The sequence below is a fragment of the Tigheibacillus halophilus genome (assembly GCF_042683165.1).
GTDB lineage: Bacteria > Bacillota > Bacilli > Bacillales > Amphibacillaceae > Tigheibacillus > Tigheibacillus halophilus.
Window position 1 is genome coordinate 217,204 of the sequence record NZ_JBHUIZ010000005.1, and the last position, 22,606, is coordinate 239,809.

At 44.7% G+C, this 22,606-nt stretch carries 18 protein-coding genes and 2 riboswitches; of the genes, 9 read left to right on the top strand and 9 right to left on the bottom strand.

Features of this window, described 5'->3' with window-relative positions:
* The first annotated feature begins 61 nt into the window (after positions 1-61).
* Complete coding sequence (locus tag ACFSMW_RS07355) at positions 62-1,024, top strand: ABC transporter substrate-binding protein (RefSeq protein WP_390354382.1); 963 nt, start codon at positions 62-64, stop codon at positions 1,022-1,024.
* Between the two features lie 561 nt (positions 1,025-1,585).
* Positions 1,586-3,088: a malate:quinone oxidoreductase gene (locus ACFSMW_RS07360; protein WP_390354384.1), complete on the top strand. Its 1,503-nt coding sequence runs from the start codon at positions 1,586-1,588 to the stop codon at positions 3,086-3,088.
* 161 nt (positions 3,089-3,249) lie between these two features.
* Here the strand turns inward: ACFSMW_RS07360 and ACFSMW_RS07365 are convergent, their stop codons facing one another.
* Genes ACFSMW_RS07365 through ACFSMW_RS07380 form a run of 4 tightly spaced genes read right to left on the bottom strand, consistent with a single transcriptional unit; the run spans position 3,250 to position 6,761 of the window.
* Positions 3,250-4,020, bottom strand: a complete 771-nt coding sequence (locus ACFSMW_RS07365; RefSeq protein WP_390354385.1) for a sulfite exporter TauE/SafE family protein — start codon at positions 4,018-4,020, stop codon at positions 3,250-3,252.
* A 29-nt stretch (positions 4,021-4,049) separates the two neighbouring features.
* The gene (locus tag ACFSMW_RS07370; protein WP_390354387.1) at positions 4,050-5,417 is read right to left on the bottom strand and encodes an amidohydrolase family protein; all 1,368 of its coding nucleotides are present in this window, start codon (positions 5,415-5,417) and stop codon (positions 4,050-4,052) included.
* Between the two features lie 29 nt (positions 5,418-5,446).
* Positions 5,447-5,899 carry a hypothetical protein gene (locus ACFSMW_RS07375; protein ID WP_390354389.1) on the bottom strand — a complete coding sequence of 151 codons (453 nt, stop codon included), beginning with the start codon at positions 5,897-5,899 and terminating at the stop codon, positions 5,447-5,449.
* A gap of 4 nt (positions 5,900-5,903) precedes the next feature.
* Positions 5,904-6,761 carry a DUF3100 domain-containing protein gene (locus ACFSMW_RS07380; protein WP_390354390.1) on the bottom strand — a complete coding sequence of 286 codons (858 nt, stop codon included), beginning with the start codon at positions 6,759-6,761 and terminating at the stop codon, positions 5,904-5,906.
* A 134-nt stretch (positions 6,762-6,895) separates the two neighbouring features.
* Positions 6,896-6,997, bottom strand: a riboswitch (purine riboswitch).
* A gap of 261 nt (positions 6,998-7,258) precedes the next feature.
* Here ACFSMW_RS07380 and ACFSMW_RS07385 point away from each other — a divergent pair.
* Genes ACFSMW_RS07385 through ACFSMW_RS07395 form a run of 3 tightly spaced genes read left to right on the top strand, consistent with a single transcriptional unit; the run spans position 7,259 to position 10,119 of the window.
* Entirely contained in the window at positions 7,259-8,050 is a 792-nt protein-coding gene (locus ACFSMW_RS07385) for an SDR family NAD(P)-dependent oxidoreductase (protein ID WP_390354392.1), read from the top strand.
* 19 nt (positions 8,051-8,069) lie between these two features.
* Positions 8,070-9,140 carry a WD40/YVTN/BNR-like repeat-containing protein gene (locus ACFSMW_RS07390; RefSeq protein ID WP_390354393.1) on the top strand — a complete coding sequence of 357 codons (1,071 nt, stop codon included), beginning with the start codon at positions 8,070-8,072 and terminating at the stop codon, positions 9,138-9,140.
* Positions 9,141-9,183: 43 nt separating this feature from the next.
* Positions 9,184-10,119, top strand: a complete 936-nt coding sequence (locus tag ACFSMW_RS07395; RefSeq protein WP_390354395.1) for an alpha/beta hydrolase — start codon at positions 9,184-9,186, stop codon at positions 10,117-10,119.
* Positions 10,120-10,167: 48 nt separating this feature from the next.
* Here the strand turns inward: ACFSMW_RS07395 and ACFSMW_RS07400 are convergent, their stop codons facing one another.
* Complete coding sequence (locus ACFSMW_RS07400) at positions 10,168-11,205, bottom strand: PTS sugar transporter subunit IIC (RefSeq protein ID WP_390354397.1); 1,038 nt, start codon at positions 11,203-11,205, stop codon at positions 10,168-10,170.
* 344 nt (positions 11,206-11,549) lie between these two features.
* The gene (gene guaD / locus ACFSMW_RS07405) at positions 11,550-12,917 is read right to left on the bottom strand and encodes a guanine deaminase (protein ID WP_390354398.1); all 1,368 of its coding nucleotides are present in this window, start codon (positions 12,915-12,917) and stop codon (positions 11,550-11,552) included.
* A 192-nt stretch (positions 12,918-13,109) separates the two neighbouring features.
* Positions 13,110-13,211, top strand: a riboswitch (purine riboswitch).
* Positions 13,212-13,471: 260 nt separating this feature from the next.
* Here guaD and ACFSMW_RS07410 point away from each other — a divergent pair.
* Both ACFSMW_RS07410 and ACFSMW_RS07415 read left to right on the top strand, forming a co-directional pair.
* Positions 13,472-14,860: a solute carrier family 23 protein gene (locus ACFSMW_RS07410; RefSeq protein ID WP_390354400.1), complete on the top strand. Its 1,389-nt coding sequence runs from the start codon at positions 13,472-13,474 to the stop codon at positions 14,858-14,860.
* A complete protein-coding gene (locus ACFSMW_RS07415; protein ID WP_390354402.1) occupies positions 14,860-15,879 on the top strand; it encodes an aromatic ring-hydroxylating dioxygenase subunit alpha in 1,020 nt (339 codons plus the stop codon). Before ACFSMW_RS07410 ends, ACFSMW_RS07415 begins: the two co-directional genes overlap by 1 nt.
* A gap of 166 nt (positions 15,880-16,045) precedes the next feature.
* Here ACFSMW_RS07415 and ACFSMW_RS07420 read toward each other — a convergent pair whose 3' ends face one another.
* On the bottom strand, positions 16,046-16,888 hold the full coding sequence (locus ACFSMW_RS07420) for an aldo/keto reductase (RefSeq protein ID WP_390354403.1): 843 nt from the start codon (positions 16,886-16,888) through the stop codon (positions 16,046-16,048).
* Between the two features lie 202 nt (positions 16,889-17,090).
* Between ACFSMW_RS07420 and ACFSMW_RS07425 the strand changes: the two genes are divergently transcribed.
* On the top strand, positions 17,091-18,323 hold the full coding sequence (locus ACFSMW_RS07425; RefSeq protein ID WP_390354405.1) for a DUF418 domain-containing protein: 1,233 nt from the start codon (positions 17,091-17,093) through the stop codon (positions 18,321-18,323).
* A gap of 445 nt (positions 18,324-18,768) precedes the next feature.
* Here the strand turns inward: ACFSMW_RS07425 and ACFSMW_RS07430 are convergent, their stop codons facing one another.
* Both ACFSMW_RS07430 and glcP read right to left on the bottom strand, forming a co-directional pair.
* Entirely contained in the window at positions 18,769-19,761 is a 993-nt protein-coding gene (locus ACFSMW_RS07430) for a LacI family DNA-binding transcriptional regulator (protein ID WP_390354406.1), read from the bottom strand.
* A 51-nt stretch (positions 19,762-19,812) separates the two neighbouring features.
* Positions 19,813-21,174 carry a glucose transporter GlcP gene (glcP, locus tag ACFSMW_RS07435; protein WP_390354407.1) on the bottom strand — a complete coding sequence of 454 codons (1,362 nt, stop codon included), beginning with the start codon at positions 21,172-21,174 and terminating at the stop codon, positions 19,813-19,815.
* A 207-nt stretch (positions 21,175-21,381) separates the two neighbouring features.
* On the opposite strand from glcP, the gene ACFSMW_RS07440 reads away from it, so the two are divergent.
* Positions 21,382-22,545 carry a galactokinase gene (locus tag ACFSMW_RS07440; RefSeq protein ID WP_390354409.1) on the top strand — a complete coding sequence of 388 codons (1,164 nt, stop codon included), beginning with the start codon at positions 21,382-21,384 and terminating at the stop codon, positions 22,543-22,545.
* The last annotated feature ends 61 nt before the right edge of the window (positions 22,546-22,606 follow it).

Below are 22,606 nucleotides of genomic sequence, written 5' to 3' on the forward strand. Positions count from 1 at the left end.
ACTTGATAATCATTATCAGTTAGAGCATTCATTATTTTATCACAATCATGGAGGGATTGGAATGCGTTATAAATTTAAATGCAATAAAATCAGCAAGTTATGCGCAGTTGCTGTTTTATCAATAGGACTTGCCGCTTGCGCAAGCAATGATCAAGCGAATGATAAGCAATCTGCAAAGCAGAAAAATGATGTGCGCCAAGTGACAGATGTAATGGGCCATGAAATGAAGGTTCCAACAAAGCCTAAACGTATCGTCGCTTCCTATCTGGAAGATTATCTTGCAGCGCTGGATGTCAAGCCTGTTGCACAGTGGAGTGTCAGCAATGGTGTCCAGGATTACTTGCAGGACGATTATTTGCAGGGAGTGCCGACCATTTCCTATGATTTGCCGTATGAAGCAGTCCAGAAGTTCAAACCGGATTTGGTCCTGATGAATTCCAGCAGTATGGTAGAGGGCGGAAAGTATGACCAGTACAGTAAAATCGCTCCGACATATGTTGCAGCGAAAGAGCAGGATAATGATTGGAAAAAGGTATTGTTGGAAGTAGGAAAGGTTTTAGATAAAGAAGATAAAGCAAAGCAAGTGCTCACGGATTATGAGAAGTACGCCAAAGATGCAAAAGCCAAACTCGAAGATAAAGGAGAGAAACCATCAGCTGCAGCAATTTGGCTCACTAATAATAAATTCTTTATTGTATCCAAAAACCTGTCCAGCGGAGACGTGCTATATAATGACCTTGACTTAAAGGCGCCTAAAATTGTAGATGAAATTTCGGCAAAATCGACGAATAGCTGGAATGAAATCTCCCTTGAAAAGCTGGCAGAGCTTGATGCCGACTATATTTTCCTGATCAATTATGATAAGCAAGGCGCGAGTGAACTAGATAATAAGTTGTGGAAGAACCTGCCTGCGGTTAAAAATAATCAAGTGGCTGAAATACCTTCCACTTCAAGCTGGCTGTATACCGGACCGATTGCGAACAAAGCCATCATTGATGACGTGCTGAAGACAATTGATAAATAAATGAAAGACTGTGGCAGTGAAATTGCTGCCTTTATCCGCAGCTGAATAATCAAGAAAGAAGTAAAGCGTGTACAACAGCGCTTTACTTTTTTCATTCTCTGGGCCCTGTTCTAGCCGGAATCAACGAATCAGCGTGAGGCGGGGCGTGTTCCATTTCACTTTTCAATTACCTTTTAGCCGCTTACCACTATGGAAGTTGGGAATTGTTTCTATTGATGCAGCCTTTTCTTTTTGCTAGCTATCGCATGTCAGTTTAAAATGGATCACATTTTCTCTTGATTTTTTTGAAAAAATGAAGGATAGGAGAAGAAAACCTATCCTGCCAGCAGGTAAGAGCATGATGAAATTTTTCTTCCATGCTGGCCTTTCAGGTGGAACCGTCATTTTTTGCTGTTGGATTGGAAGAAGCTTTGTACCTCGGTTTTTCTCGGAAAGAATAAATATTTTAATCTATTGATAATAGTGATACACTATATTTAGGATATATTGATTTAGAAACGATGCGGTGCTAGGTTGCATCCTTTCTGCAAATCTTAAGATACAAAGATAAGGAAGGTAATTATGAGTAACAGCCAAACTACAGCAGATGTTATCTTAATTGGTGCCGGTATCATGAGTGCGACAATGGGAACATTATTAAAAGAATTGGCACCAGATTGGAAAATTACGCTTTTTGAACAACTTGATAAACCTGGGGAGGAAAGCTCGAACGAATGGAACAATGCTGGGACAGGGCATTCCGCATTGTGTGAGCTCAACTATACCTCTGAAAAGTCTGATGGCTCGATTGATATCAGCAAGGCGGTAAAAATCAATGAACAGTTTCAGCTATCCAAGCAATTTTGGTCCTATTTGATGAAAAAACAGCTGATCAGTGACCCGCATGACTTTATCAACTCATTACCGCATATGAGCTTGGTGCATGGGGAAGATAACGTGAGATTCTTGCGGAAAAGATTTGAAGCCCTTACAAGCAATCCGCTTTTTAAAGGAATGGAATTCTCAGACGATCCGGAAATACTGAAGGAATGGATTCCGCTGATTATGAATGACCGCAAAGTGGAGCAGCCGATCGCCGCTACGAAAATAGACAGTGGAACAGATGTCAATTTTGGAGCGCTGACACGTAAACTACTGGGGCATTTGAAAAGTGAAGACGTCAATATCCAATACAACCATACAGTGGATGATATTCAACGTACGGAAGATGGTAATTGGGAAGTGACTGTACGTAATTACGACCGTGGCACGATTGAATGCCATACTGCCAAGTTTGTTTTTATCGGTGCAGGCGGTGGAGCATTGCCATTGCTTCAAAAAACCGGTATACCGGAAAGCAAACATATTGGGGGATTCCCTGTAAGCGGGCTATTCCTTGTATGTAACAATCCGGAAGTGATCAAACAGCATAACGCAAAAGTTTATGGCAAGGCCGCGGTTGGGGCACCACCGATGTCTGTACCCCATTTGGATACACGTTATATCGATGGGAAGCGGACGTTATTGTTTGGACCATTTGCCGGTTTTTCGCCGAAATTCTTGAAAACGGGTTCGAATATGGATTTGATCGGATCGGTCAAACCGAATAATGTCATCACGATGTTAGCAGCAGGTGCTAAAAACATCCCGCTGACAAAATATCTGGTGCAGCAGCTGATGCTGTCGAAGGAACAACGGATTGAAGAATTGCGTGAATTCATCCCGGATGCGAAGAGCGAGGATTGGGATACAGTGACCGCTGGCCAGCGGGTACAGGTCATCAAAGATACTGCCGGCGGAAAAAGAACACTTCAGTTTGGTACGGAAGTGATCAGTGCCGCTGATGGTTCCGTTGCTGCATTGCTCGGCGCATCTCCTGGTGCATCGACTGCGGTTCATGTTGTACTGGATGTATTCCAGAGATGCTTCCCAGAGCAGTTGAAGGAATGGGAACCGAAGATAAAAGAAATCATCCCTTCCTACGGTAAGTCTCTGACAGAGAATACGGAACTGATTGCACAAATTATGAAGACAACAGAAAAAATGCTTGGTCTGACAGAGAACGTTGAAAGCCTGAATGCCTGAGTGACGATTTCAGATTGAAGTTGGCTGTCATGTCCCCTATGAATCATGTTACAGAGTAAAAGGACTTCCCCAGATAAGGAAGTCCTTTTTTAATAGTTAAACAATGAAGAATGCTGGCAGTCGAAGATACGCACGGCATAACATTCAAAACACGGTGATCATCAACCTGTATGCAGCGTTGCCAACATATAAATGGAAGATAGAATCGTTATCATAGCAACGGTTAATTTTAAATGATGAACAGGAACCTTGTTTGCAAGGCGTGCCCCAGTAACAATCCCTATCATGATACCAAGCAGGCTGGTGATGATTAACATCGGTGTGATCTCTGCTGTGGCATGCGCGAAATATCCCGAGATGGACGGGAGGGCGATCACGACAGAGTTTAAAAGACTTACACCTACTGCCACTCTGATTTGGATGCCCAGACTGACCAGAACGGGTACTAACAAAATAGGGCCTCCAGCACCTGTTAATGCACAAATAGCCGCGATGATAAATCCTAATAACATAACCATTGGGACACGATCTAACACAATGGATCGTGCATTTTTTGTATGCGGATGGTCTTTTTTTATCAGAATGGATATACCCGCAGCTAATACAAATAAATAGAGCAGCAGCTTTGCCAGAAACTCGGAGATCAACACGTTGATCTGCACGCCTAAGAATGCACCGGGAAGACTGCCAATGCTCAGCAGCAGGACCAGCCGCATATCCATGTTCTCACTTTTCCAATAGGAATAGGCACCAATGATTCCTGAGACCGCAAAAGCCAGGAAACTGAGTGCGAGAGAGTCATGCACAGGCATCTTTAGAAACCCTGCATAGATTAAAGGGAGCAGAAAGCCGGAAATGCCGGATATCCCCAATAAGACGCCAATCATCAAGTTAGCGCCTGTGATAATACTTAAAAACAGTATATACGACATATTGTAGACCTCAATTATACTTAAATTATTTACGAAGGCAGGGATGCTAAATTTGCTCGGACGAAAAGATCTTTGGCCGCAAGCCTGCTTTCATAGATGGTTTTTTCTTCGTCAAGCGTAAGTACTTCCCTGTTCTTCATCACGATGTTTCCATCAATGATCGTGTCAGTGACATCATTGCTATTCACAGATTCTATCAACGAATTTACTATGCTGTGTGTTGGCTGAATATGCGGCTGATCGATGTTAATGGTGATGAGATCAGCCTTTTTGCCGACATCCAATGTACCAAGCTGATCCCCTTTCATCATTGCCTCCGCACCGCCTGATGTTGCCATTTCCAAAATACTGGCAGACGGCAGGATGGCCGGATCGTGAATTGGCACACCGAATCCTGCGCGGATCATAGATTTAAAAACCTTCATCTGGTCAAACAGACTTAAACCTGAATGTGCCGCTCCATCTGTCCCCATACCGATGTCCATTTTTTTCTGCAGCAAACCGGGCGTGTTGGGTATTCCCTTGCCTGCGTTGCTGATGGGACAATGGACAATTTTGCTTTGATGCTTTTTGATGATGTCCATTTCATTTTCCGATAACAGAATACTATGGGCACCCAGGAATCTCTCATGCAGCACGCCTAAAGACTCCAGGAATTCGTATGGCCTCATACGAAAATTTTCCAAACAATAGCTTATCTCATTCGGGTATTCGTTCATATGTGTTTGAACACCTGTTGAAAGGGAATCGGCTGCTTCAAAAACTTTCAAAACCAAATCGGCTGAGCATGAAATAAGTGATCGGAGTGAAAACCATACGTCCAGTCTCCCATCACCAGCACCCTGGAAATCCTTGAACAGCTGTTCGTTGCGGCGAATATTATATCCTGGACTGGCTTTCATCGTTGCTGGTATCTCCTTGCCGCTATCCATGGTGGAACAAGTGATCACGGCACGCAATCCCGCTTTTATCACCGCTTCAGCTACTTGGTGCATGTGCCGGCCGCCTGCATCGATAAACCCGGTTGTCCCAGAACGTATCATTTCCAGACAGCTTAACTTTGTGCTGATGTAAACATCTTTTTCCCGCAGATTACTTTCAAACGGAACCATGATGCGTGTCCATATCATGGGGTATTCATCGGTAATTCTCCCCCGCAGCAGCTGCTGGTTTGTGTGAGTATGAGCATCGATTAATCCTGGCATGACCAATTTTCCTTTTCCGGAAAGCTGTTCTGCAGCATGATAGGTACCAGCCAGCACACTTTGATCGCCGATTGCCTCGATTTTTTTATTTTTGATAACAATACACTGGTTATTTTTAAATTCAAACGCGGATGTCAGTATGGAACAATTATCGATGATGAGATCCGCGCTGTGTGTGTGGTCTTTTTCCATGGTGAGCCTCCTGTGTCAGTCTGTTTAAATCAGCCTAGAGCATGTGTAGCATTTAAAAAAATCTGGGCAAAAATAGCCTGTATAAGGAAGGTGCCAGTAAAAACAAAGATGGCAACGATCAGCATTTTCCAACTTTGGCTGAAAAAAGATTTGAAATCGAGACCAATACCAGCCACCGTGCCAACAATCGTTATTGGAGCCATAAAGGATATTTTTGAAGTATATGTAATCATTGCCTCTGAAATTGGTGAAATAGGACTGGCCAAAAGCAATCCAGTTAAAACAACGAATACAACGGCAGGTATTTTTAAAGGAATAATCCGCCCGATTGCTATTCCAATGAAAGCGATAGCCGACAAAATCAAAACACCGGGTATGGAGTCCGAAACGGATATGTTATTTTGAAAAAGATTCGCGATAATCGTTGTGATCACGGAAGTCAGTAATAAAGAAATCGTCCACTCCTTCATATTCATCGCCATATGATCAACCTGCTTTCCGACCATTGATTTGTTTGATATCCCGCGTGCGGGATGGACTGATGATTGGCTCAAGCCAAAAATAGACCTTTCTTGTAAGTGGAAGTGAAATGAATAAGGTAAAGTAAATTCCAATTAGTGCAGACAGCATATCACTTGCGCCGGCAAGCATGATGATTTGGTCTGCGTCATGCGGATAAATCGCTGCGAGGGTGCTGGACGCAGCTGCCATCATTACCCCGCTGCCGATTCCACAAGCCATGGCGAGTGCCAAAGGATGGAAAATATCTGCTGATGCCACAAAACTGGCCAAAAATCCAATGTACGTTGTGCCGATAAAAAAACCGATGATGTAGATGGAAAGCGCTCCTCTTGCTTCGGGAGAATCTGCTCCGTACAAATGACAAATCAAGCCATAATCCTTATCTCTGCAAGTAGAACTTGTAGCGCCGATTGCCTCCCTTTTGATGCCAAGCATGAGAGCAATCGGCAAGGCTATCATCATGGTTCCTATATGTCCTAGTTCCTGGAAAGCGAGGGCAGGCCCGACATCTATCAATTTGGGCAGATTTGCTCCAGCAAGCACGCCTACCTTTGCCATAAATGGGGCTATCGTTACAAGCACCAGCGAAGAGGCTTTTTTTGTCTCCTTTTTCTTAAAAAATCCAAAAATATCTGGTTCAAGCAAAATGCCAATCAAGATGGCAAAGAGCATCGGATAAATGATGATTAATGCAGTTCCCAGATGAAACGTTTTGGTCCCAATCAGCTCTGCAATCACAACAATGATGATAGCTGACAGATATAATTTGTGGTTCTCCTTGATATGACTCCAAGCGGTATTGTTCTGTACTGCCCTTTTCATTCTTTTTGCCTCCCTGTTCATTGGTCGTGCATAGGAAATAAAAAAACTCCAGTATTCACCGGAGTTTGACAAAAGGAAAAAACAGAAAGCAAAAGAAGCATGAAACAGACCGGGCTTTGCCGGGTTCATGGCGTATCGCTTTTGTTATTCCTCATAGTCAAACTATTTACGGTAGTTTGGTAGAAACTTTTGGACCATATTTCCAAATTTATACGAAGAATGCGAGAAACTGAACAATTATTTAATTAGTGATATTAATTTTCGTATATTGGTAATGTACACTAACCTTATTCGCCTGTCAAAGGATTTTTTGCTTTTTTTCTATGGTAATGCGACTATCTTACGGTGATTCCTGAAACGATTGAATGAAAAGCTGCTTCATCCGGGTATTTTGTTTCTTAAACCCCCCGAAACAGGTTTGACAACCTGCTTTTAACAGGAAGATAAGACTAGCGCATATTTTTTAAACTGATGTTAAAAGACAAGGAGAGATGAGGATGTCTATATTTTCTAGTGATGCATTAAAAGGTGAACACGCACTGGTCTCAGGAGCCACAGGCGGCATTGGGGCTGCCACCGCCAAAGTCTTAGTGGAGATGGGAGCGGCGGTGACGATTACAGGCAGAAATAAGGAAAAACTGCAAAAGCTTGCTGATGAAATCCAGCACAAACATCCTGAAGCAAAACTATGTAAGCAGACAGCTGACCTTCGTGTGGATGCAGACAGGGAGAAACTCCTGAAAACCGCTGAGCAAACCTGCGGATCGATTACATTACTTGTCAACAGTGCAGGTGCAGCGGGTGGTAACACTGTCGATAAGCTGACAAGGGAAGACATGGAAAAAATCATGGATCTTAACTATACCTCTACGGTACTGTTGACACAGCAGGTTTATCAAAAGATGGTACAGCTGAAACGGGGAGCGATTGTCAATGTGTCCTCGTTATCCGGCTTGCGTGGAACATATGGCAATACGGCATATGCCGCTTCTAAATTTGCTTTGATCGGTTTCACGCACGCTATGGCGGTCGAAGCGATTGCCCATGGTATTAGGGTCAACGCTGTTTGTCCTGGCTGGGTGGATACGAAAATGGGACAGCAATCAGTGCAACGTAAGGCTGAACGTTCCGGCAGCTCTGTTGAAGCATTGCTGGAAGCATCTATTCCATCGGGAAGAATGTCTGAGCCGGAGGAGATTGCCAATACCATCGCTTTTCTGCTCACAGATGCAGCACGAAATATCATTGGCGAGTCCGTAAAAATATCCGGCGGCACTGTCTTGCGCTAAGGGAAGGGGAGGTTAAATCGTGAGAAAATGGTTATTAGGGATGGAAGATGAACTCGTGATGGTGGAGGAGACTGAAAAAGGCTATCGGGCTTCAGCCTATTTGCAGGGGGCGCAGCCTGTTCAGATTGCATCCGATCCGCAAAATAAGCAGCGACTGTATTGCGGCACTTATGGGCATGGACTCTGGAAAAGTGAAGATGGAGGTTACCACTGGAAAGCTGTCGGTAAGGTGAATTCTTATCATGGACCAAACCAGGGAAATGGCATAAGCTCAGCTTGTATTACAGGGGTCATGGTTCATCCAATCAAAACGTCCAGTAATGGCAACAGCATCGTGTATGCCGGGACAGAACCGAGCGCGCTGTATTTTTCAGAAGACCTTGGTCAAACTTGGATACCGTTCAACGGTATCAAGCATTTGCCTTCCAGACCAAATTGGCAATTTCCTCCGCGTCCGCATACAAGTCATGTTCGCTGGATTGCCCCAAGTTATGCGAATGAAAATCAGTTGAATGTGTCCATTGAATTCGGAGCATTCATCCGCTCAAGCGATCATGGAAAGCATTGGCAAGACAGACCATTCTTGAGTCCGCTGGATACACATACATTACTTGCGCATCCGAATGCGCCAGGGAGACTGTATGCAGCTTGTGGCGATGGTTTAAGAAATCCGGAACTTGCCTATGCCCAAAGCGAGGATGAAGGCCGAAGCTGGGCATTTATGAGCGAGGGTCTGGAGAATCATCCTTATCTATATAGTATGGCCCTCCACCCCGAAGACGCGGACTACCGTCTGGTCTCTGCTTCGGAAAGTGCTGCAAAGGCGCACCATGATTCTCTGTATGCTACGATATATCGTAAGAAGGGAAACGAGGACTGGAAAGAAACTGCAGCTGGTCTGCCATGTGACGGCTCATTTATCCATACGCTGACAGCAGATCCGGCACAGCCTGGAATTTTTTACGCACTGAATAACCAAGGGCTGTTTCGGTTGGATGCTGACCAGGAGCGATGGGAGAAAATGAATATTCCGTGGCCACATAAGTACTTGCAGCAGCACCCGTCATGTTTGATGGTCGTAGGGCAATAAAATAGGTAGAAGCAGTCTATTAAAAAAGGGAGATGTAAAACCGATGACACTTGATCCCCAGGTAAAACATTTACTTGCACAAATGAAAGCGGCAGGGACGCCGCCGTTAGAAAGTTTCCCGCCAGAGCTTGCCAGAGAAGCATTCCGGAAGATGAATCAGGAGCAATCTGAACCGGCTGCAGAAGTGCAACGTGTGCAGGAGGGCGCGATACCTGGTCAAGCGGGAGAAATACCATTCCGTGCTTATTATCCAGAAGGAAAAGCCCCTTACCCCGTTCTGGTGTTCTTTCATGGTGGAGGCTGGGTGATCGGCAATTTGGATAGTCATGACGATATCTGCCGCACCCTGGCAAATGCCGCAAACTGTGCGGTGATTGCTATTGATTATCGTCTGGCACCGGAGAATAAATTCCCTGCTGCCGTGGAAGATTGCTATACGGCTGTGAAGTACATCCAGGAAAACGCTGGAGAATTCCATATCGATCCATCGCGTATCGCTGTTGGCGGGGACAGTGCAGGAGGGAATTTGACCGCAGTAGTTTCCCAGCTGGCAAAAAAAGCCGGGACGCTTAAGCTGGTTTATCAGATACTGTTCTATCCTGCCACCGATTTTACAGCTGACAATGATTCCATCCGGGAAAATTCTGAAGGATATTTTTTGGAAAAAGATGGTCTGACTTATTTTCGGGATCATTACCTGAACAACCCCGAAGATGCAAAAGATCCATTGGCTTCTCCGCTTCTAGCCGAAGATTTTTCAGATTTACCGCCAGCAACGATTATCACAGCAGAATATGACCCGCTGCGTGACGAAGGGGAGGCATATGCTGAAAAGCTGGAAAGAGCTGGTGTGCAGGTTGTCAAGTCAAGATATGAGGGTATGATCCATGGTTTTGCCAGCATGTCGGCGGAACTGGACAAGGGAAAAGAAGCACTGAAGGAAGCTGCAGACGCTTTGCGGGCAGTATTTGAAAAATAATGTTGAAAAGCTTGCACCCCGCCAACAGGTGGGTATGCAAGCTTTTTTTCATTCGTAATGGATTTTCATATCTCCGTGCTGAATCCAGCCTTTTTTCCGAAACCACTCAGACAGAAGCAGGCTGATGATGGCAGGCGCGATGATATGTAAAATGAGAATACTGATTAATATTCCCATAGAGAAACCCATGGATTCGAACGTCATAATCTGCCCAACAAGTCCGCTCGTCCCCATGCCTGCACCGGATGGGTTATTCGTAAGCCCCAGCCAAACAGTGCCAATGGGTGCCAGGACAGCTCCGGCGATAGTCGGGGGCAGCAGAATAATCGGTTTTTTCAAGATGTTGGGCACCTGCAGCATGGAGGTGCCGATTCCCTGGGCTAAAAAACCGCCAAAGCCATTTTCCCTGTAACTGGAAATGGCGAATCCAATCATTTGAGCAGAGCAACCAATTGCTGCGGCTCCTGCCGCGATACCATCAAGTCCAAGCATCAGGGCGATAGCAGCGCTGGAAATCGGGGCGGTCAAGGCCCATCCCATCAGCACAGCAACCAGTATGCCCATCACGAATGGCTGCTGATCTGTCGACCAATTGATGATCTCCCCGAACCACAGCATGAAGCTGTTGATCGGTTTTCCGATGATGCTCCCGGCAATGAAACCAACGATGATGGTGACTAAAGGTGTAATCACAATATCGATACGAGTGGTTTTATAAACCATCTTACCGAATTCCGTTGCGAATAATGCAGTGACATAACTGCCGGCAGGTCCGCCCAGCTCCGCCCCGAAAGCGCCGGCAAACAAAGCGGAAAATAAGACGAGCGGCGGTGCCTTCAACCCATAAGCGATGGCCACTCCGATGGCACCGCCCATGATCTTCGTGTCCATGGCGAAGCTGCCCATTTGGATCATGTAAGCACCGATAGCCGCTACATAAGACCCAGTTAATTGTTCCCCGATGGTTTTAATGATCAGCCCGATGATCAAAGATGAAAACAGACCTAAAGCCATATAGCTTAGCGCAGTGATGACATATTCCCTGGGTGATAAAGAAACCCCTTTGCTCTTTAGAAAACTTTTCATTTTCTCCTCCCCCTATCATGTGAAATAATTCACATGATAAATACGAAATCTATGAATTTTTTGTGTCATAGCTATTATTACCATAAAAATTTCTAAAATGGAATGTTTTTCGAAATTTTTATGGTAGATAATGTTGCACAGCGTTAATCTTGAACTCACAAGTAAATACACTGATTTGACAAGTATCCGTCTCCAACTGGTAAGTAAGATGCCTAATGGACAAGTATTATACCACTACCGACAAGTAAGCATGCCAAACTGACAAGTATGCGTCTTCATTCGAACGTATTACACCTAAAAAATATGAAGCAGAGGGGGATTCTCCCTCTGCATCAAGTCATTGATCAGTTTCTTTCATGGACTTTTTCCCCTTGTACCCAGACCTGGCGGATATTCTCCGGCCGAACATTATACATGATTTTCTGGAAAATATCATATAAATCTTCGTTTGAATCAAAAATAGGGAGTTTTGCATTTTTTACCTTGGTATCAACGATTTGCACATCCCATGCATAATTTTTTTCAATGCGGCCGATGGGGAGGCTTAAGCTTTCCCCGCCGCCGGCAGTTGCAAAATAGAATGCTTCATTCATCGTGATACGTGAGCCAGGTACACCGCGACGCTCTGCCGGAAGTGCCGGATCTACGCCGTCTTCCAACATTCGTGAAGAAGCGACGGCTTGTTTGGCATTATCATAGAGGCTTGCTGTGCCGCCAGCGGAAATATCTGTTCCTAAACCGATGTCCACCCCCAAAGCCTTAAAGCGCGCGGCTGGGAGGACACTGTTTGCAAAATAAGCGTTCGAGAGCGGGCAATGGCTGATAGCTGTACCTGTTTCAGCGAACAGTGCTGCATCTTCATTATCCAGGAAATTACAGTGGGCCATAATAGCTTTGTCGCTCAATAAACCGAAATCATGCAATGCAAAAGCATCGTGTTTATCGCATCGCTCCAGCACATGCTGGTGTGCCCAATCGCTTTCACTGCAATGCGACTGAATATGTGTGTTGTGCTTCGCAGCCAATTCTCCCAGCCCTTTTAGTACCTCGTCCGTGCAGCTTGGAATAAAGCGCGGCGTGACAACGGGATAAACCCCCTGCTTCACTTTTTTGGCGAGCTTTTTCACAGCCAAAATGAATGCCTCCGTATCTTCTAAGGCAGTCTTGCTGTCTGCATCCCGATAGTATGGAGGATTTTGTTCCGTGTCATCAGCGACAACTTTTCCGACCAGTCCGCGCTGCCCCCTTTCGGCACATATTTCCGCCAGCAGCATACTGGCTTCTTTATGTATCGTAGCGAAGTACAGGGCTGTCGTTGTTCCGTTCGCAAGCAAAGTTCCAACCAAGTCTTCATAGACATTCTTTGCAAAGGAGAGATCTGCGTATTTCGCTTCCAAGGGGAATGTGTACTCATGCAGCCAATCATAAAGAGGTAGATCCAGCGCAGTGCCAGATTGTGCCCATTGCGGCGCGTGCACATGTAAATCTATGAAACCTGGAAGGATATATTGGCCATCGGCTAAGCGATGGAAGTTTTCCGCGTTCTCACATGTGCGCAGCAGCTGCTGATATTCTGCATGGTCGGGTGCCACCATCCTTTCAATCACCCCTTCTGCATTGATGAAAAAGAGATAGTCTTTGCATATGGCTATTTCTTTTGGGGAGCGGCTGGAAAAAGCTGTTCCTAAGAAAATTTCCGAATGATTATTCATATTTTCCTCCCGTTGTTCGTTTTTGGTATATTGCTTATTATAGTAGATTCGAATAACTTAATCTATATAAATAGGATTTGCATGTAAAATAGTAAAAATAAAGGTTTTGGCGAAATTGCTTAAGATGAGTTCAACTTTTTTCCGAACAATCACTTGCATTGTGGAAAATGAGTGTTATACTAAAAACATTCAAAACAACGACATATTGTTTTTCATATAATCGCGGGGATATGGCCCGCAAGTTTCTACCTGTTTACCGTAAATGAACGGACTATGAAAAGCTGAAGGCAAGATAGGCGCTGATAGGTCAGCGTGTATATCTCAGCCTTTGTATTTCGTCTTCTGAAGCTCGGGGTACATTGCTTTTCTGTGTTGCGGATAAGCATGTGCTTCGGGCTTTTTTGTCATGAGATAGGAAGTTTACAGCAGAGCATTCATGAAAGCGTTTGGTTGGAATGCAGATTAATTCACAGCCGGGCCCGCGTGTCTTTTGACGATGACGGCAGCCTGAAGGAATATTGGTGTCATGAAAACAACCCAGGAGGCGTTTGACGATGGAAAATACTGCCAGAAAGTTGGAAACAGCTAGTGAAAGAGGTAATGCAGCCGACGAGAAAAAGAAGGATGCTTTTCGTCCGCAAACTGTATTTTTGGGTCTCCAGCATGTATTAGCCATGGATCTTTTCATTCCACCGATGATTTTAGCAGGAATGCTATCATTTTCCGTGGCAGATAGCGCCTTATTCATACAAATGACTTTTATTGCCTGTGGATTGGCAACACTCATACAGGCGGGGCTTGCAATGAAGCTTCCTGTCATGCAGGGTCCGTCTTTCGTGCCAATCAGTGCACTTGCTGTCATCGGCAGTACATCCGGTGTCAGCGTGATGATCGGAAGTCTGATACCAGGCGCTCTGCTCATCTCCTTACTGGGTTATCCGTTCAAATTATTCAGTAAAACGGTGAAAAAATTTATACCGCCAGTGGTTGCTGGGACGGTCATTGTCGTCGTCGGTATTTCCTTGATGCCAAGTGCGATAAACGCTATTTATACGGCAGAAGGAAAGACAGGGCCAAATATGCTCGTTGCATTTCTCACCGCTGCTGTTCTGATTTTTTGCATGTATGTCGGAGAAAAATCGCAAACGAAGCTCCAATATGTGAAGGTTGTATCCGTTATTCTAGCATTGTCGGTTGGCTCCATAGCGGCTTCCTTTTATGGTCTAGTTGATTTCTCATCAGCAGGAAAGGCTGCATGGTTCCAGATGCCGAGTATCTTTGCATTTGGCAAACCTGCCTTTGATTGGAACGCGATTCTCATTATGCTGGCTATCTATTTCATCATTATGATTGAAACGACAGGGACATGGTTCACCGTGAGTAAAGTGACGGGTGAGCACCTTGATAATAAACGATTAGACAGAGGTGCACTTGGGGAAGGGCTTGGGTGCTTTGCAGGTTCTTTCCTCGGAGGGACGCCTGTAACAGGCTATTCATCCAATGCCGGTATCATCGCCATCACCGGTGTGAAAAGCCGCAAGCCCATTATCATCGGCGGGGGAATATTGGTAATACTTGGTATGATGCCAAAGCTGATGAACATAATTGCCAGTATCCCTGCCGCGGTAGTGAATAGTGTTTTTGCCATCATATGTATTGTTATCATGATGAATGGCTTCAAAGTGATCAAAGAAGTGCCGTTCACCGAGAGAAATATGCTTGTCATCGGCGTGTCTATCATGGCTGCGATGTTCGCAGTACTAATGCCGGCTGACATCCTGAGTGGATTACCGCAATTGGTGACGTACTTCGTTTCTTCGGGTACAGCTGTTGGAGCAATTGCAGCTTTGGTGCTGAATGTCATCCTACCACAAAAGCCTGAAGATTGCGGCCTGGTAAAGGAACCAAGTGTAACGCTGAAGCTGGAAAGGGGAAATGTATGATGCAACAGGATCGATTATGGAGTGAATGGCATCCAGTTTGTAAAGCCGAGGAATTGCAGGGAGAACCGAAGCAGGTATTCGTTCTTGGTGAACGTGTGGTGATTTTTCGAAATGGAAAAGGCGTGCATGCATTTAAAGATCTGTGCGTCCACCGTGGTGCAGCACTTTCACTGGGGAAAGTGAGAAATGGTCATATCGTCTGCCCGTATCATGCCTGGGAATATGATTCGGATGGCACGTGTGTCAAGATTCCTGCATTGCCTTGTGACAGACCGATACCGAAAAAAGCGCGAGCGACCGTGTATCATTGCGAGGAACAGTACGGCTTGATCTGGGTCAATCTGGAGGAAGCCCCGGCCCCGTTCATTACCTATCCCGAGTATCATGCAGAAGGGCACCGTACCGTCCTGTGTGGTCCATACGAAGTAAAAGCGAATGCCCCAAGAATTATTGAAAATTTTCTGGATGTCTCCCACTTGATGTTTGTTCATGAAGGCATGTTGGGAGAGACGGACCATGCGGAAGTGACCGATTATGATGTGACGTTTGCAGATAACCGCTTCATCACAAGCAAAATCCCTGTTTATCAACCGAATCCGGACGGGCGTTCCAAAGGCGGGTATGCCGATTATGTATATGAGATTCTGAATCCGACCACTGCACGCTTCACAAAAACGACAGAAGGCTCAGATGAGGCATTTACTATATTGCTGGCTGTCAATCAGGAAGATCAAGAAAAATCGAAGGCGTTCATGCTATTGACAAGGAATTATGACTTGGATGCGCAGGATGATTCCTTCCGTGAATTCCAGGACATCATTTTCTATCAAGATTTGGACATCGTTGAAAGCCAAAAACCGGAATTGCTGCCATTAGATTTGCAAGCAGAAATGCACCTGAAATCGGACGCCCTTACTATCGCTTATCGCAGGTGGCTGGACGAACTTGGCGTGGAGAATGGCACGCTTGCCATCCGGGAAGAAAGAAGAAACAAACGGAAAAAATCAATAATGCATTGAAAAAGCAGCTGCCCTCTATTGAACTGCACCTCAATTGTTGGATACATCTAATAATTGGAGGAGCAGTTCATGTATACAAGGCGCTGCTTTGTTAATGAAGCGGGTGAGTCTAAACACATCAGTTGAGTTAACCCAGCAAGGGAATATGCCATTTACAAGGCTTGTATCAAAACTCTTCATAAACGGCAGGATCTTGATGTTTAATTCTGCCATCTGGACGGCTTAGTTCGCTGATTTGTTTCATCTCTTCATCATCGAGTGAGAAGTCGAAGATCGAAATGTTTTCACGTTGTCTTGCGGGTGATGCCGATTTCGGAATAGCAATGGCTCCAAGCTGGTAATGCCATCGCAAGACAACCTGTGAAATGGTTTTATGATGATTGCGGGCGATTTTTTGCAGTGTATCATGCTGCAAGTTGTCGCTTGCCCGGATTAACGGGCTCCAGGACTCCGTTTGGATATCATGTGTTTCATGCCATTTTCTTAAGGCTTCCTGGTTGAAAAACGGATGTAATTCAATTTGGTTGATGCTTGGTTTGATGCCCGTTTCCTTTTCCAAGCGGGTGATATGCTCAGGCAGAAAATTGCAGACACCAATAGAACGGATCAATCCCCATTTTTTAGCATCAATAAGGGCTTGCCATGCCTCCACATACTTATTCTGTTTGGGATTTGGCCAATGAATCAGGTATAGATCATAATAATCAAGGTTTGCGCGATACAGGGATTCCTGTATGGTGGTCACAGCCTGATCATAAGCATGATAGCGCCCTGGCAATTTGGAAGTGATTCTCAATTTTTCCCTTGGCACAGAACTGCGCCTGATCCCTTCTCCTACCGTGCCTTCATTTTCGTAGTTGTAAGCTGAATCAATTAGCCGGTAACCGGCCTCTATAGCATTTTGGACAGCTGCGGCTCCCTCATTCCCATTCAAATTGTATGTGCCGAAACCAATTGCCGGCACAGTAAGTCCATCATGAAGTGTGATTTCTGGAATTGATTCTCCCATATCTATCGCTCCTTTTTGAAAAGATTAACATATTTCTGTCAGTGGATTCAAATAAATGGCAACGCAGGGAAACGAGTTAATAATCGCGAAGATGGCCCAGCAGCCCGATTCAAATTGCAACTAAAACGAAAATTATGTATATTGGATTTACAGCATGCTGAAAAAAGCTTTATTTTATTGTTAAAAAGAAAGGGGCGGTCACTTGAACCGCGATGTGCAAAAAATGTTGCCTGTACAGGGCGGAGAGCGTATTATTTCGTTGGATATTATCAGAGGGTTCGCGCTCTCTGGCATTCTTCTGGTGAATATGCCGCTATTTCAGACTCCCTTAGTCAATGAATTATATATGCTATCCCCTGCCCTTACCCCAGTGGATCAATTTTTGAGGATGTTGCTCGACATTTTTGTGGAGGCTAAGTTCTTTACGATATTTTCTTTCTTATTTGGCATTGGTTTCTATATCTTTATGAAACGCGCGGAAGAAAAAACAGGCAGGTTTTATCTATTGTATACACGCCGCTTGATAGCACTTGCCATATTTGGACTGCTTCATCTTATCTTTTTGTGGTATGGAGATATTTTATTGCGTTATGCATTATCTGGCTTTCTGTTAATTTTCTTCTACCGAAGCAAAGAAAAAACAATCCTGAAGGGGTTATTGGCGATTGCCATTATATTAATCTGTCTCTTATCGATCAATATTTTCAGTTCCCCTGAATCGTTAGAAACGCAAATAAACAACTTGCAAGCGGAGGGAAAAGTTAAAGCGGAGGAAGCGATTCATATTTATCAAAATGGCAGTTATGCCGAATGGCTATCTTACCGTTTTTTTCATGAAGTGATTCCCGTCCTTGAAAACATCCCCTTTGAGATTCCAACCTCCTTATTTATGTTTTTAATGGGATTATATGCAGCAAAGCGAGGGGTCTTTAGTAACTATGTGTTACATAAACCTTTTGTTAAACGCACATGGCTGTACAGTTTATGGTGCAGTATACCATTGAGTATTGGCATTTTCCTGCTGCGTTTAAAAATACTGGATTTTGGTGTGATGAATGAACAGTTCGTCCAGATTCTATTGATCATAAGCGGGGTCAGTCTTTCGCTGTTTTATATATCATCAATTCTATTATTGCTTGAGAAAGAAAGATGGAAAAAAGTGTTTCATCCACTTAGCTATATTGGAAGAATGGCATTGACTGTCTATATCATGCAAACAATGATCGGTGTTGGTATTTTTACTGGTTTTGGCATATTTGGAACGTTGAATCTACGGCTTGGAATCCTTATCAGCTTCATCGTATTTCCTATGCTGGCAGTTTTCAGCTTCGTTTGGTTACAGTATTTCCGGTTCGGACCATTAGAATGGGCCTGGCGTTCATTTACCTACGGCAAGTTGCAATCTATAAAAATAAACAGGAAATCTGCCATATAATGTGGCCAACAAGAAAGAGGGTGAGACAAAACCCTGGGAAATGTAAAAAAGTTGAACGGTACCATCTTGACATGGAACCGTCCAACTTTTTTTATCTAGCTAAGTAATTTCGTTGATTTGCACGCCAGGCGCCCCGACAAGGAGTGTGCAAGCGTTGGCCGCAAAGGCCGTATGCAGCTTGCCTTCCCTCATGTACTTTCTAAGAAAATCACTTCCTGCGGGGGCTTCAGACTCGTGCTGGGACTGCGATTACGCTTCCCATCGAAAACCATTGTTCCCGCAGGACAAGGAACGCTTCGGCAGCATTCACATCGCACGCAGAAAAAGCGAATTTCTTTTTCAAGGAGTCAGCCGCCTTTCGCTCCAATCAACTAGATATGAAATGGCACTTTATAGCTGTTTTTGGATAGTTCTGTCCCACCCTCTTCCGTGCAGAACAACTGAACTAACGGCTGCTCTTGCGTATCACTAATTCTGTTGCCAGTGTTACCTGCTTCGAAATGGCCCTTTTTTCCAAAATTCTCTCCTCCAGCATGGAAACCGCTGTTGCGCCCATCATTTTGGTTGGAACCTGGACGGTGCTGAGGGCTGGCGACACATATTTTGCGACACTTGTATCGTTAAAGCCGATAATTTCCACCTTGTCCGGCACAGGAATGCGATGGTCCTGCAAAGCGCGTAATGCACCGACAGCGATGGAATCATTCGCACAGAAGAAGGCCGTGGGCAAGTCATCCTTTAATGTTTGGATGGCCTTTTCCATCATCTTGCAGCCTGCTTCGACAGTGAAGCTGCCTTTGAAGCAATGCGTCTTTTCGTAGAGCCCTTTTTCCTTCATGTACTGGCTATAGCTCTGGAATCTTGGATCAATGATGACACTAGAACCATCAGAGAATGTTTCTTCACCGGACAGTATGCCAATGTGTGTATGGCCATTTTTTACAAAATGTTCCAAAACGCCTCTCGTAGCCAATTCAAAGTCAACTACGACGGCATCATAAACCGGAAAAGAATAGCGATTATCGACAAAACAAATGGCGGGACACCATTCTTGCAGCTTTTTCATCTGTGCTTCGGAAAATTTCCCGATCGCGATGATCCCGTCAATCTGTTTGTCTCCGATTTTATCAGTGCTGGGAAACAAGCGAGTGAACGTATAGTTTTTCCGTTCCATTTCTTCCTCAGCCCCATTCCGAATGGTGTAATAATACATATCATTCAATTCTTCTTGCTGAGTATACCACTGGACGATGGCGATACGCAGTGGTTGCTTCGATTTCTTTTTCTTATGCTTTTGATAGTTCAGCGCTTCCGCAGCCTGCAAAACGCGCTGTCTGGTTTCTTCGCTGACAGATAGCGCCGGATCATCATTCAGTACCCGGGAAACCGTGGCAATGGATAATTGAACTTCTTTTGCAATATCTTTAATTGTTGCCAACCATTTCAACTCCGCTTCCATTCATTCTTCAATTTGGCATGTGAATTCGAATTAAAACGTTGCTTTTTTGGCAGATGTACGGCTGCGTAAATCTGCTTCGATTTCTTCCAGACTGCGGCCGCGTGTTTCTGGCAAAAATTTCAATACAAAGATCAGCGCAGCGATACCAATGACAGCGAACACGAGGAATACTTCACCAATACCCATGACATCAGTCAACATTGGAAAGAATTGCGCAACAAGCAAGCTGCCGATCGACAGGACAAGTGCAGAAATGCCGGTTGCTGCACCGCGGGCCCGCATTGGGAACAATTCTGGCAGCATGACCCATAAAATCGGGCCCCATGTAAAAGCAAAGAAAATGATGAACAAGGTCAGGCATGCGACAATGATCCAAGCGCCGAAGCTGGAATCGAGACCAATCGTCCAAATCAATCCGGCCATGATGAGCAATGATGCAACCATGCCGATATTTCCGATGACCAGCAGTTTTTTTCGGTCTATTTTATCAATGATCATAATCGCAAAAATAGTAATGATGACATTGACCGTACCGATCCCTACAGTGCCCAGGATAGCAGTCGCATTTCCCAAGCCGGCTTCGCTGAAAATCGTTGGTGCGTAATAAATGATCGCATTGATGCCGATAATTTGCTGAAACAATGCGAAGCAGCAGCCGATAAGGAGTGTGGGACGCAGCCATGTGGAAGAAAGCACCTTCCATGTACTGTCGGAAACCTCGTTAATCTTGCGCATTTCATCAATTTCCTGATCGATTTTATCAGGCTTCCTGGTCAGCTTCATTACACGGCGTGCAGCTTCCTCACTGCGGTGCTCCAGCAGCCATCTTGGACTTTCCGGCATGAATAGCACGCCTATCATCAAAATCAGGGAAGGCACGACAGCAAGGCCTACCATCCAGCGCCATCCTTCGATAGGAGCAAAAGCGTAATTGACAAGGTAGGATGCCAAGATACCGATAGTAATCATCAGCTGGTTCAAAGAGCTGAGAGACCCGCGCTGTTCTGTCGGAGCCATTTCCGACAAATAAACAGGAACGATGGCAGTCGATCCGCCAACTGCAAGACCGATAATCAGCCGGCCAGTGACAAGTACCGCCATTGATGGTGCAGCAGCAAGCACCAATGCACCGATAATGAATATGACAGAAACCATAAATACCACTCTGCGGCGGCCCATCCGGTCAGAAAGCGGCCCGCTGAAACCCGAACCAACAATTGCTCCAATCAGCATGGAGCTTACGACCAAGCCCTCCGTAAAACTGGTTAAAGGTATATCATCTTTAATAAATAAAAGTGCCCCGGAAATGACGCCCATATCGTAACCGTACAGAAGTCCGCCTAAAGCACCTAGAAAAAATATCAATTTTTTACTGACAATTTTACTTGCCATCTCTCACCAATCCTTTCTAAAACGATGCACGTTTGAGTATACGCTTTCAATAATTATTTGTAAAGCGTTCGAAGCACAAGATTATTTTAGTAAAATAAATTTAATTTTTTACTAAAAAATAATATAAAATCATTGTGAAGAAAACCGCTTTCATAGTAGAATGGAAACAGATAAGGAAATAACATCAGTATTGAGGGGGGATTTTGCATGAAAAAAGATTTGGTACAGGATTTTCAGCGTGTATTCGATACGAATGAGGGACCGATGCGCTTTTTTGCGCCAGGCAGAATCAATCTGATTGGTGAGCACACTGATTATAATGGCGGTTATGTGTTCCCTGCTGCAATTTCATTTGGAACATATGCATTGGCGGTTAAAAGGAAGGATCGGTATTTTCGATTTTATTCAGCCAATTTCCCGGAAATAGGGATCATTACTAGTGAACTGGAAGATATGGATTATTGTAAACAAGATGATTGGGCCAATTATCCGAAAGGCATGATAAAGTATATCCGGGAGGCTGGATATGAGATTTCCGGCGGCGCGGATATTTTTTTCTATGGTGATATTCCGAACGGCGCCGGGCTGTCCTCATCAGCATCGATTGAAATGGCCACGGGTGTACTGCTGGAGAATGTATTTGGCTTAGACATAGAGCGTCTGGAAATGATCAAACTGGGACAACAAGTGGAAAATGAATATATCGGCGTCAACAGCGGGATCATGGATCAATTCGCCATCGGAATGGGCAAAAAAGATCAGGCTATGCTTTTGGATTGCCAGACTTTGGATTACCAATACGCGCCAATCAAGCTGGACAGATACAGCATCATCATTATCAACACGAATAAGCAAAGAACACTTGCGGGTTCCAAATACAATGAGCGACGGAGAGAGTGCGATGAGGCGTTAAGTAATTTGCAGGCAGAGCTTCCCATTCAAAGCCTAGGAGAATTGTCCGTCTCACAATTTGAACAATATCAGCATCTGATTGATAATGAAATCAGCCGTCTGCGAGCTAGACACGCGGTGACGGAAAATGAACGGACAAAGCAGGCTGTCCGGAAATTGCAGGCTGGTGATCTGGCTGGTTTCGGCCAGTTGATGAACCAATCCCATGCCTCACTGGAACAGGATTATGAAGTGACTGGCAAGGAATTGGATACGATTGTCCACACGGCTTGGAAACAGCCGGGAGTCATAGGTGCCCGCATGACAGGTGCTGGTTTTGGCGGTTGTGCTATTGCCATTGTGGCTGATGATCAGATTGCGGAATTCAAGCAGCAGGTCAATCAGGTTTATAAAGATACCATCGGGTACGATGCGACATTTTATACAGCTGCAATTCACGATGGAGCAAAAAAATTATAATGGTTGGTTCAAAAAAATAGGTAAGAGAAAAAATGATTTCGCCATATCATTTTCATTTTTA